General features: G+C 67.6%; 9 protein-coding genes and 1 pseudogene. 5 read left to right on the forward strand and 5 right to left on the reverse strand.

Going from position 1 to position 11,010, the window contains the following annotated elements; genetic code table 11:
- Nucleotides 1-76 precede the first annotated feature (76 nt).
- The 3 genes from AC5LUJ_RS02875 to AC5LUJ_RS02885 all read right to left on the reverse strand — a co-directional run bounded on the left by AC5LUJ_RS02875 (nt 77) and on the right by AC5LUJ_RS02885 (nt 3,931).
- The gene (locus tag AC5LUJ_RS02875) at nt 77-1,555 is read right to left on the reverse strand and encodes a plasmid pRiA4b ORF-3 family protein (protein WP_493464412.1); all 1,479 of its coding nucleotides are present in this window, start codon (nt 1,553-1,555) and stop codon (nt 77-79) included.
- A 624-nt stretch (nt 1,556-2,179) separates the two neighbouring features.
- Nucleotides 2,180-2,788, reverse strand: coding sequence for a TetR/AcrR family transcriptional regulator (locus tag AC5LUJ_RS02880; RefSeq protein ID WP_250282984.1), 609 nt, complete (start codon nt 2,786-2,788; stop codon nt 2,180-2,182).
- Nucleotides 2,789-3,931 (reverse strand): MFS transporter, encoded by a 1,143-nt coding sequence (locus AC5LUJ_RS02885; RefSeq protein ID WP_250292664.1) that lies wholly within the window; start codon nt 3,929-3,931, stop codon nt 2,789-2,791.
- Between the two features lie 270 nt (nt 3,932-4,201).
- Between AC5LUJ_RS02885 and AC5LUJ_RS02890 the strand changes: the two are divergent.
- A pseudogene (locus AC5LUJ_RS02890) lies at nt 4,202-4,297 on the forward strand (HhH-GPD-type base excision DNA repair protein); the annotation flags it as partial.
- A gap of 410 nt (nt 4,298-4,707) precedes the next feature.
- On the opposite strand, the gene AC5LUJ_RS02895 reads toward AC5LUJ_RS02890, so the two are convergent.
- The gene (locus AC5LUJ_RS02895) at nt 4,708-6,522 is read right to left on the reverse strand and encodes an ATP-binding protein (RefSeq protein WP_250286661.1); all 1,815 of its coding nucleotides are present in this window, start codon (nt 6,520-6,522) and stop codon (nt 4,708-4,710) included.
- Between the two features lie 288 nt (nt 6,523-6,810).
- On the opposite strand from AC5LUJ_RS02895, the gene AC5LUJ_RS02900 reads away from it, so the two are divergent.
- Together AC5LUJ_RS02900 and AC5LUJ_RS02905 are read left to right on the forward strand one after the other, a co-directional pair.
- On the forward strand, nt 6,811-7,266 hold the full coding sequence (locus AC5LUJ_RS02900) for a transposase family protein (RefSeq protein ID WP_250286660.1): 456 nt from the start codon (nt 6,811-6,813) through the stop codon (nt 7,264-7,266).
- A gap of 586 nt (nt 7,267-7,852) precedes the next feature.
- Nucleotides 7,853-8,815, forward strand: coding sequence for an NADP-dependent oxidoreductase (locus AC5LUJ_RS02905; RefSeq protein ID WP_250286658.1), 963 nt, complete (start codon nt 7,853-7,855; stop codon nt 8,813-8,815).
- A gap of 96 nt (nt 8,816-8,911) precedes the next feature.
- Here AC5LUJ_RS02905 and AC5LUJ_RS02910 read toward each other — a convergent pair whose 3' ends face one another.
- Nucleotides 8,912-9,700, reverse strand: coding sequence for a Fic family protein (locus tag AC5LUJ_RS02910; protein WP_250286656.1), 789 nt, complete (start codon nt 9,698-9,700; stop codon nt 8,912-8,914).
- A gap of 453 nt (nt 9,701-10,153) precedes the next feature.
- Between AC5LUJ_RS02910 and AC5LUJ_RS02915 the strand changes: the two genes are divergently transcribed.
- Both AC5LUJ_RS02915 and AC5LUJ_RS02920 read left to right on the forward strand, forming a co-directional pair.
- Nucleotides 10,154-10,444, forward strand: coding sequence for a type II toxin-antitoxin system VapB family antitoxin (locus AC5LUJ_RS02915; RefSeq protein WP_493464413.1), 291 nt, complete (start codon nt 10,154-10,156; stop codon nt 10,442-10,444).
- 2 nt (nt 10,445-10,446) lie between these two features.
- A complete protein-coding gene (locus tag AC5LUJ_RS02920; protein WP_250286663.1) occupies nt 10,447-10,854 on the forward strand; it encodes a type II toxin-antitoxin system VapC family toxin in 408 nt (135 codons plus the stop codon).
- The last annotated feature ends 156 nt before the right edge of the window (nt 10,855-11,010 follow it).

An 11,010-nucleotide genomic window follows, 5' to 3' on the forward strand; every position in this document is an offset into this window, starting at 1 on the left:
ACGACGAGGAGGCGATCACCGATCTTGTCGCCATGGCGCTGCGTTACGAGGGTTTCGACGTGCGCGACGGTGTGCGTCAGGGGATGGCGGACAGCGCCTGGTTGACCGCCACGGTGTCGAACCGCTCCGGGGCGAACTCGACGGCGTTGTCGACGCCCAGCCATTCCAGCTTCTCGTCGTGCTCGGGGTGGTCGGGATCCTTCAGCACCTGTAGCAGTTCGGCGTATCCCCAGATGCCGCCGCAGTCCTCCGGTGGGGCGGCGCGGCGCCCGCCGGTGCAGCGGGGATAGCGCACCGTCGGATCCGGGCTGAGGACCTTCTCCAGCAGGATGTCGTGTTCCCAGCTGTCACCGAAGTCGTAGGTATAAAAAATCTTGTCGTTCGCGGTGGGCACGACCTGTTCCAGCGTCACCGCGGCCTCGGCGCGGTAGCCCGGATCCGCGTCGGGGCTGCTGAAACTGCCATACCGGGTCTCGAAGACGTGAAGATGGGTGTCGTACCAGCCGAACGCGGCCTGGATGACGGTGTGCAGCCGGTCGAGCCGGATGTCGGCAGGCACCTCCAGCCGTCGCCAGATCGGCGGTTTCGTGCCACGCAGAACGACCTTGATCTGATAGACCGGCGCTGGCCCGGCCGCCTTCTTCCGTTTCGCCGGCAGCGCCGCCGACGGCGCGACGTCGGACGGGGCCAGTTCGAAGCCGCCAGGGATCAGCAGCCGCGTCAGGTCGGGGCCGATGTCGTCCTCGTCGTCGGTGGGATGCGGCGCGGGTGGTCTGCCGGGCTCCGGCAGAGTCGCCAGCCGGGCCCGTAGCAGCATCGCCAGCGCCGGATAGGCCGGGCTGTCGTCCTCGTCGTCGAGGAATTCGGCCAGGTTGAGAGCGACGTCGCCCGCGTCGTGTACCGCCCGCGCGGCGAGGGCGTTCTCGGCCTGCCAGCGGAACTCCTCCGGGCTGAGGTTCTCGGCCCTGATCCGGACGCCCTCGGAGCTGGCAGCGGCATGCAGCGTTTCGACCGCTTCGGGCAGCTTGTCGGCGTCGAGGAAGAGAACGTCGGCGGCGGCGCCGCAGTCGTTGCGGTCAACGTTGATGATGACGGCGTGCCCCCGCCCCGCCCGATGGAACGAGCAGACCAGTATCGAGGCCGTTTCCTGGTCGTCATCCAGGCGTTGGAAGCCATCGGCGGTCACCGGTGCCTGCAGCTCGTCCGCCCATACCGGGCGGGTGATGCCGGCCTCGGCCAGGCGGTCGGCGGCGTCGTTCGCGGCCGCGCCGAGACGGCCCGGCGAGACGGAGCCGATCGCCAGCAGCGTCGCCAGCGCCTCCACGGCGCCCGTGGACTCCAACGCCGGGACGAGCCCTTGCGTAAACGCCTCCTCGGCGTCCTCGCCGATCAGGTCGCTGGCTGAGACCAGCGTCGCGCCAAGGACTTCCGCCTCCATCGGATCGTCGATGGTGAGCAGGAGCTCCCCGTTCGTGGTCAGCTCACCGACGACCATCCCCAGCCCGTCGGCGCCCGAGCACGCCGGGCAGTCACACGTGCCCTGCGTGTCCGGCACACGTGACACGGCGGTGGGGCGTGACCTGGTCCTGTTGTTCCTGGTGGGGGGTTTCCGCCCGCTCCTACGGCCACGACTGCTGGGGCTCATGCGGTAAGTCTGCTCCCATCCGCCGCGTCCGGCTCACCCGGTTATCGCTCCGTCCACCGAGCGGGCGCGTCCTGGTCGGACAGCGGCTGTCTCCTCATCCGGCCTGGCTGTCGACGATGCCGGGACGCGGGGAACGGCGGAGGCGGGATCAAAGCCCGCGAACCCCAGCCCGATGACGAAGCCCGCGACCTCCTCGAGCTGGCGGCTCGACGGAGCCTGGTCGACGGCCCCATGAAGGCGCTCGGCGACTGGACACTCCAGCACGGCGACGAACTGCTGGACGCTCAGGAACACGCGCCGGAATTCTGACCCAACAGGGCTGACAGCCGACCACCGGACAATTCAGCGGACATGAGGCCGACGTCGCGGCCATCAGGGTTCTGCCCGCCGGCTCGGGGCAGGACCGCCGGAGCGTGGTTGCTCGCCGCCCTGGGCGGGACCGCCTGCCGATTCGTGCTCCGGGACCGGCGGAATCGACGTCGCGCCGCCGCGAGCTCTTCTTGCCGCCGGTGGTTCCGCTGCTGCCATTTCCGGTCAGAGTGTGCTGAATCCGCGTTGCAGCCGGGCCAGGGCGTCGTCGATCGCAACGACCGGGTCCTGATGCGGCGAGGACGGCGCGGGTCGCCTGGACGTGTCGAGCTGGCTGATCATCATGATGCCGATGATGGCGCCGGTGACCGCGACGACGTCGGGGTCGTCCGCCTTGCGTCCGGCCCGTTCCGCCACGGCCACGGTGAACTCGTGCGTGGCGGAGGTGAGGTGATCCAGGTGCGCCGCGCGGACCTCGGGTATCGCGGCGATGAGCTCGGTGCGGTGCTGCTCCAGGGCACGCTGGTCGGGACTCAGGGTGGCGTAGCCGGCGCGCAGCGCCTCGCGGAAGGCCGTGATGACGCCCTCGCCTGCCGGGCGGGCGCGGAAGTGGGCCAGCAGGTCGTAGTCGGCGGCGTCCCACAGGACCATGTCGGGCTTGGTCGGGAAGTGCCGGAAGCAGGTCCGCGCCGCGACCCCGACCTCTTCGGCGATCATACTGACCGTGGTCTCGGCGTATCCTCGCTCGGCGAAAAGCCGCAGCGCGGCCGCCTGGATCGCCTGCTTGAGCGCGATGGTCTGCGTCTGGCTCCACGATGGCCGCTCCCGCGACAATTACTCGCTCCCTTCGACAACGGTGTCAGCGCGTGCTGCGTCGATCATTGCCTCGCCACCCGCCTGGCTGACCGGCGGCGGCTGCGACGCGGCGGCGGTGGCCGTGGCGAGGACCGTACCGATCCCGGCGCCGGTGATCGAGGTCCAGGCGGACACGAACCCGAAACCGTTGCCCGTGCTCGTCGCGGACCCGAGTATCAGGCCGGCGCCCAGCACCGCGAAGCCGCCGACGAGCACCACCTTCGCGCCGATCGTCTTCGTGAGTGGCTCGGCACCGGTCGCGCCGACGGCGAGCCCGCCGAGCAGCGGGAGGAGCCGCAGGCCGGAGCCGATGGAGTCCACGCCGAGCACGGCCTGGAAATACTGCGGCAGGGTGAACAGCACCCCGATCATCGCCAACGAGCACAGGAAGGCCAGGACCGTGCCCCAGACGTACTCGGGGATGCGGAACAGGCCGATGTCGACCAGCGGCTCCCGCGCCCGAGCCGACACCGGCGCCGCGGGCAGGCCGCGGGTGAGGCGACGCTGCCAGAGCGCAAAAACGATCAGCAGCAGGGTGCCGGCCAGCAGCGCGGCGCTCACGACCGCCGAACCCCAACCACGGGTGCCCGCCTCGGCGCACCCGTAGACCAGCCCGGCCAGTCCGCCACCGAACAGAGTCATCCCCACGAGATCGAGCCGGCCCCGGTCTGACCCGCGGGACTCTGGCACCAGCGCCACCACCGCGACCAGCGCGATGACCACGACCGGCACGTTGATGAGGAAGACCCAGCCCCACCAGAACCGGTCGAGCAGCCAGCCGCCCAGAATCGGTCCGGTCGGCAGGGCCAGGAAGTTCACGCCCGCCCACACGCCGACCGCCCGGGAACGCTCGTCCTCGGCGAACATCACCGTGACTGCCGACATGGCCATCACCACGATGCCGGCCCCGGCGATTCCGCCCGCTGCGCGCGCGGCGATGAACATGGCCGCCGAGCCCGACCAGGCAGCCCAGGCCGAGGCGGCCCCGAAGGCGGCGAGAGAGGCGATCATCACCCGGCGCCGCCCGTACCGGTCGCCCAGCGACCCCAGCGGCAGCATCGCCACGGCCCAGGTCAGCAGATACGCCGAGGAAGAACCACACCAGATCTGTGGCCGAGGCATGCAGCTTCACCGCAAGCGTCGGCAACGCCACCGCCAGCACCGTCCCGTCCACGCCGACGGCGAAGACGGCCACCGCGACGCCGGCCAGCGCCAACCACTTCCGATCCATCCCGGCCCTCTTTTGTCACTCAATGTATATCTGTCAGTGGATGACACTAGCGCGGCGAATGACAGTCAGGCAGAGAATGACAGATAATCATCTCATCATGATCGCGACAGTCTGACCGGCGGCTTGCCGGCCGCCGCGGCACGGTCGGCTACGGTGATGACGTGGGACTGCACCTCGGTCAGCTCGACGAGGCCGACAGGCTGCTGACGAACGACCCGTTGGCGCTACTCATAGGCATGGTGCTGGACCGGCAAATTCGGTAAACAAGGAGCGGACCGGGACGTCGCCTCGAGATCCGTGTGTCGTCGACAACGGAAAGTGGCAGCGGTCTGGGTGGGTGCGTCGTGGGAACGAAGGTCGGGTCGCGGTGAGACATTGAGGCCGAATCATCCCGCCAACACCGCGGGCCGGGCTGCCGGAGCGAAGCACCACAATGGGCGACCGCGTCAGCATTTGACGGGCCAGAGCGTGCACCGGTATCGTGGCCAATACTTTCTCCCCTCCGTCCTCCGGGACTGGCGGGGCTTTTTTCTGGATCGGCTATGTCATGTCCCCGCGAGTCGCTGTCTTCCCCGGGACTGGCGGGACCGGAGTCAGTTCGGGATGGCTTCGTCGCACTGTGCCGCCCCTCGATCAGGCCGGCCGGCTTCAAGAAACGGCGTGGAACTCATACCGGCTCGCTCGTGAGGCGATACGCGGCATTAGGGTCGCTGTAGGTGGCGGTTGTTCTGGCGACCAGTCCCTCGGCGATCAGCTTGGTCAGCTCGTAACTAACCTGCCGATCGCCCAAGGAAAGGCGGGCGGCGATCTCCGCGCGGGTCAGTGGCGACTCGACGGCCAGGAGTTCCAGAACACGTTGTTTCCGTGTGATGGATTTACGAGTATCCCTGTTGCGGCCGGTCCTCACGTGTTGGTGACGCGGCTCGTGTTCAGGGAGTTCAGAGAAAAGTGTCGGGTGTGGATTCTCGGCCGCGTCGTCAAGGACGTACCTTGCCCATCGGCGCTGGTTGACCATTCTGACCACACCTCGTTGGACAAGATCCCCCAGCTCTCGACGAGCGACCTTGCTGTCTACCGCGAGTTCGATTCGGTACTCGTCGCTCGTCAGCGCCCGGCCAGTCCGAAGTACCGCGAGGGCCATCTCCTGTGTTGGAGAGACGCCCGGCTGCCCGAGCGAGTACAGCCAGGCCCGGGTGCTCTCGTCGAGCAAGGCCCTGTTTGGCATGATGACTCGAAAGTCGCTTATGTTGTCCTTGAACCTGGGCGGTACGAGCCCAGCCTGACGCAGGCTGTTCAGAACTGTGGGGATACCGGTCGCCCGCCCCTCGCACAGGGCCCTTCGATCGCGGTGGAAACGAACATTTTCGAGGATGTCGACGAGCGCCCGGTTACGAGCAGATGCGATGCTCTCGTCTCCCAGCCGGTCGATGGTGACGGGCCCGAAGAGCCCACCGGGCGAAATTACCTCGAGGCGATCGGGGTACATCTCGACATGGATGCGTGTCCCCCGGGACATCGGACTGTAGTCGCGGTGTGCTACAGCGTTGACCAAGATCTCACGAAGTGCCTCCAGTGGATACTCCCAGCGATCTTCCCTGCCAATCCCCGTCACTATTCCGCGCCGGCTCATTCGGGCGTTCAGGACGTCAAAAACTTCTGCGAGAAGAATCGGTGCTGGTCCTTCAAGAATCTTGTCATCGAGGAATCGCTGTCCGTCTGGACCGGGCTCGCCCTTGCGTGGTGTAGGGTACGTGGTCACCGTGATCGCGCATCCGCGCAGTGAGTCAAAACCCTGTGGATCCCGGCCCAGCGCGAGCAGTCCACCCAGGGACGGCACGAGCTTCTTTTCACTCAGTGCACTTCTTACCAGCACTCCGCACCGGCTAAGTAGATCTTCGTCTTCCCGGCGGGCCAAGGTCGGTCGGGACCGGCGAAGGTCCCGTAGATAGTCCGCGACGAGTTCGTCGTGCAGATCGGCTCTGCTTGCTTCTTCGACGGGTTCCTTGTCGAAAGTCGGCTGGCCTCGGTTGATCAACAGTTGGCTTACTTCGTACGACGTCAGTCGATGATCCCCGTCCGAGATGCGGATGTACGAGCCGTTAGGCTGCCCTTTGCCCCGGAGATAACAGGGCTTGTCCGCCGGGTTGAGCTCCGGCACCTCGGCGACGACAAGGGTCCTGTCCTCGAGCTCCGGCAGGCTGATCAGAGGCATGAGCGGCGGAACGAGGCCGTCCCGACACAGCCCCGCGATGTCGGCGGCGAGCTTCGCGGCATGCGCGCACCCAGTCGCCGCGAATCCGCGCGCCTCGTCGAGGCCCAAGATCAGGGTGCCGCCGCCCGGCGTATTCGCGAATGCGCAAAGTGTCTGTATGGTCTCACCCGGCAACTTGTCGGTTGACGCCAGCTTGACCTCAAGACCTGTGTCATCCCGGCCGATTCGGCGAAGCGAGACAACGATCTCGGCCAGTCCGTCCGCATCCATGCCATCGCCTCCCGAGAGCCTGACGCGAGCCTAGCACGATGTTGTAAGGCTACCGAAATCTTGTTAGGCTTCGTTAGGTACGCTACGCGTCGATACTCGGATGCTGAGGTGGAGTCGGGACGTCCGCCCGTGTTGACCTTGGGCGGGTAGGTGAACCGGCGACCGTGGCCCACCATGTGCACGATCGAAGGCTCTGGCTGGCCGTCGAAGGGAAATCGACGATGGGACTGCATCTGAGTCAGCTCGCCGAGGCCGACGAGCTGCTGAACCGCCGTTGCGGGCGAGACAGTGTTCGCCAGCCGGCGGCTGGCAAACGGCTTCGGTGATCCCTTCGACGAGCTGGCCCGCTACACGGCGCGCAGTGCGTCACCCCCCTTCGCCGCGCTCCTGACGATCGCGGTGTGCGCCATGCTCGGCGGCGCCCGCTCGTTCGCGGCGATCGGGGAATGGACCGCCGACCTCCCCGCGGATGCCCGCGCCGGTCTCGGGATCGCCGGGCGGATCCCAGGCCCGGTGACGATCTGGCGGGTGCTGGTACGGGTGGACCCGGCGGCGTCGGAAGCCGCGATCAGAGCCTGGATCCGGGCCCGCCTCGACGCCGTCGACACCGCCGGGCACCAGCCGCCACGGCGCCACCGCCGTGCGCGCCAGGTCCTCGAGCGGCCCGCGGTTTTCCGCGGGTCATTGGCACGTACCAGGTCAACCGATACCCAGAAGCCGTCCTTGTTGACGAAGACCGTGTAGTCCTCGATGTATGCCGCGTCGCCCATACCCGACAGCGGCTGGAGTTCGTGGCCGATGCCGCGCTCGGCGGTGAGATGGTTCTCTGCCGTTTCCCCGACGAAGACATCCACCGGATCGGCTCGGGATGGTGCCGGAGCAGCTCAATCGTTGAGGACGCAGTGACGGTCGTCGTGCGGAAGTGGTCGTGAGTGTGTCCTGCGCTCCCCGCGCTTGACGGGGTGCCCGCCGGCCGTTCAGCTCACAGGCATTTCTCCCCGCCGTCTTCCGGGGCTGGTGGGGATTTTTCTGAATCAGCCACATCATGTCCCCGCGAGTTGCAGTCTTCCCTGGGCCGACCTGCGCGCGGCGGGCGACGTCGCGCAGCGACGTCTGCACTCCCTGCTCCGCCAGCACGGCTCGCGCCGTGACGAGGATGTGGTCGTAGTTGCGGCGTGCGTCGGCGCGCCGCTCGCGGTGACCGGGCGGACTCGGCTGAGCGGTCATCTCACGCGCCCTCCCTGGCAATCGGAGCAGTGTTCCGTCTAATATTCGGAGCACTGCTCCGGACGTTGCTCCATCCGTCGGACTCCAGGGAAGGTGACCCGCCATGAAGTCCGTTCGCGTATATCGCACCGGTCCGCCCCGCGTGCTCCAGCTTGATGATGTGGACCGTCCCGAGCCCGGCCCGGGCGAGGTTCTCGTCCGGGTGCACGCCGCGGGCGTGAACCCGCCGGACTGGTACGCGCGGTCGGGCTTCAGCCTCATACCCGAGTCGATGCGGCCCGCGGTCCAGTTCCCGTTCACCCCTGGGACGGACGTGTCCGGTGTTGTCGTGGGGACCGGACCCGGCGTCACCGAGTGGGCCGAGGGCGACGAGGTCTTCGGCCTGCTCCGCTTCCCGACGACGGTGGGCGCGGCGAAAGGTTACGCCGAGTACACCACCGCGCCGGTCGGTGACCTCGCGCGCAGGCCGGCCGGAATCGACCACGTTCACGCGGCGGCGGTCCCGATGGCGGGCCTGACCGCCTGGCAGTACGTCGTCGACCACGCTGCCGTGACCCCCGGGAGCACCGTGCTGGTCAACGGTGCCGCCGGCGGCGTCGGGCACTTCCTCGTCCAGCTTGCCCGCGATCTCGGCGCCCGGGTCATCGCCGTCGCGTCCACCCGTCACGAGGACTTCCTGCGCGGGCTGGGGGCCGACGAGTACATCGACTACACGACGACCGACGTCGCGGACGCGGCAAAGGGCGTCGACCACCTGTTCGACACCGTCGGCGGCCCGCTCGGCCACCGTCTCACCCCGGCGATCAGGGACGGAGGAGTGCTCAGCCCGGTCTTCTTCGGCGACTACCGCGAGGAGGACCTGGCCCGGCGGGGCATCCGGCTCCTGGGCGGCCAGGTCCGCTCCGACGGCCGCCAGCTCGCCGAACTGGCCGGACTGCTCGACTCCGGTGCCGTCCGGGTCGCCGTCGACAGTGTCCACCGGCTCGCCGAGGCGTGGCGCGCGCACGAACGAGCCGAGCAGGGCCACATCCAGGGAAAGATCGTCCTCAGCGTCACCAGCGGATAGCTTCACCAGCGGATGAGGCGACCGGCGGATGAGCGGCCGGGCGCCGTCGGGTGCCACAGCCAGGACAGCGGCGAACGGCCGCCTGGCGGTGAGTGTCTACTCGTCGCCAGGCGGTAGGACCCCCTTGTCGGCGGCGAGCCGACAGGATGTCAGAAAGCCGAACATGCCGGTACCGTCCTTGCGCAGGAAGAAGTCCACCATCCCGGTGTTGAACTCGTGGCGGCGCGCGGCCGGGACGCTGATGGCATCCATTCCCCGGGACATGAGATGACCATTCATCATGTAGCGCGCGGTACGCTTGTTGCCGTCGTAGTAAAATTGTTGCAGCGAGCCGAAGAGAAAATAGGCGACGGCCTGCTCGAACTCGTCGTCGATTTCGGTGGAGAGGAACTCCAGCCCCTGAGAGAAGATGCGGCGCAGGTTCCCGCCGCCGTGCTCGGTGGCGGGCGGTAGGTAACGGCCGTGTTCTCCGAGGCTGACGCCAGGGGTGAGGGTCTCGCTGCCCTCACCGCGGAAATGGCCTGACTCCAGCGCCTCGTCTCGAGCGAGCAGGAACTGGAGCCTGTCGGAGACCTCCTTGGACAACCGGAAATCGTGCGTCCTGACGAGCCGGCCGAGCTCGCTCGCCGCCTCGGCGAGGTTCAGGATCTGACGTTCGTCGCTGATCTTCCGTCCGCCGACGGTGATCCCGTCCAGCAGCGTCTGGACCTCGGGGTAGGTGAACGGGTTGCCCTCGAGCACCGCCGCGTCCCACACGTACTCCGGCAGCGACCGCTGGAACCGCCAGACGGCGCGCTCGACCGAGAACCGCGGAATATCCCGGCTCACCATGGACCGATCCCAGGTGAATCCGAGGGCGCCCAGCATCGCCCCGCTCGTCGCCACGAATCGCACCTCCTCGGACCGTACGTGCTCGGACCGTACGTGACCCGCACGTGCCGCGAACCATGCCGTGATCCAACGATACGGCGACCACCGGGATCCCGGAGTGTCCGTCAGGCCGACCTGCCGGAGCTGGCCGGGCCACACGTCGAGTCCTCGGCGATGACGTGGAGCCGGTCAGCCGGCACGCTGACCGGCGGGCCGCCCGAGCCGGCTACTTTCAGGGCCGTGAGCCTTGCGCTTTAACCAGATCGAGGCAGCGGACGAGCTGCTGACGAACGATCCGTTGGCGCTGCTGATCGGGATGCTTCTTGACCAGCGGGTTTCGGAAGGATGGAGTGGGACGGGACGGTCCGCGTCTTCCTGGTAACGCATCGTTTGATCGGCGCGCGGCGCTTCGATAGGACAATCGAGGAGCCGGGGGTAGGCGGGGCGGATCGTCCCGTGGGGGGTACCATGGAGGAAAATTTTGCCTCCATGGTGGAAGTGGTTGCGGTGGCGCTGAACATCAAGAACGACGAGGCGCAGCGGCTTGGCCGTGAGCTGGCTGACCTGACCGGTGAGAGCATCGCGACGGCGGTGACCACGGCCATTCGCGAACGTCTCGACCGTATGCGGGCCGGCCCAGAAGCGGGCGAGCAGCGAGTTGAGCGGATTGTCGCTCTTGGCCGCCAGATAGCGGGTGCGGTTGCTGGGAGCAGGTTCGGCATCGACGACCTCTACGATGATCGTGGGCTGCCGGCGTGATCGTGGATTCGTCCGCCCTCGTTGCTATCATCCGAGCCGAGCCTGACGCGGCTGCTTACGCGGCGGCTCTTGTCTCGGCGGACACCGCCATGTCTGCCGTGAACTACGTGGAGGCGGCGGTCGTCGTCGACTCGGCTCGTGACCCTGTTGCGAGCCGCCGGTTCGACGAACTGGTAAGAGTGGCGGACATCGAGGTGGTGGCGGTGACGGCCGAGCACGCGACGCTCGCCCGGCAGGCCTACCGAGACTTCGGCAGGGGGAGCGGTAGTCCCGCCCGGTTGAACTTCGGTGACTGTTTCGCCTATGCGCTTGCGGCTGAACGACGGGAACCGCTGTTGTTCAAGGGCGAGGACTTCATCCATACGGATCTGGTCGCCGCCGACCTTCCCGACGAGCACGGACTGCGCTGAATTCGGCTCCGTTGCGCCCACCGGTGTCGGTGCGACGCGGCGACTCGGCCTCAGATCAGGGAAGGTGGGATGCTCGGCCACCTGCGAGACCCGTGGTCAGGCGGAGGCTACGGTAGCGACGTGGGACTTCACCTGAGCCAGGTTGCCGAGGCCGAC

The organism is Protofrankia sp. CiP1_Cm_nod3 (genome assembly GCF_982290655.1).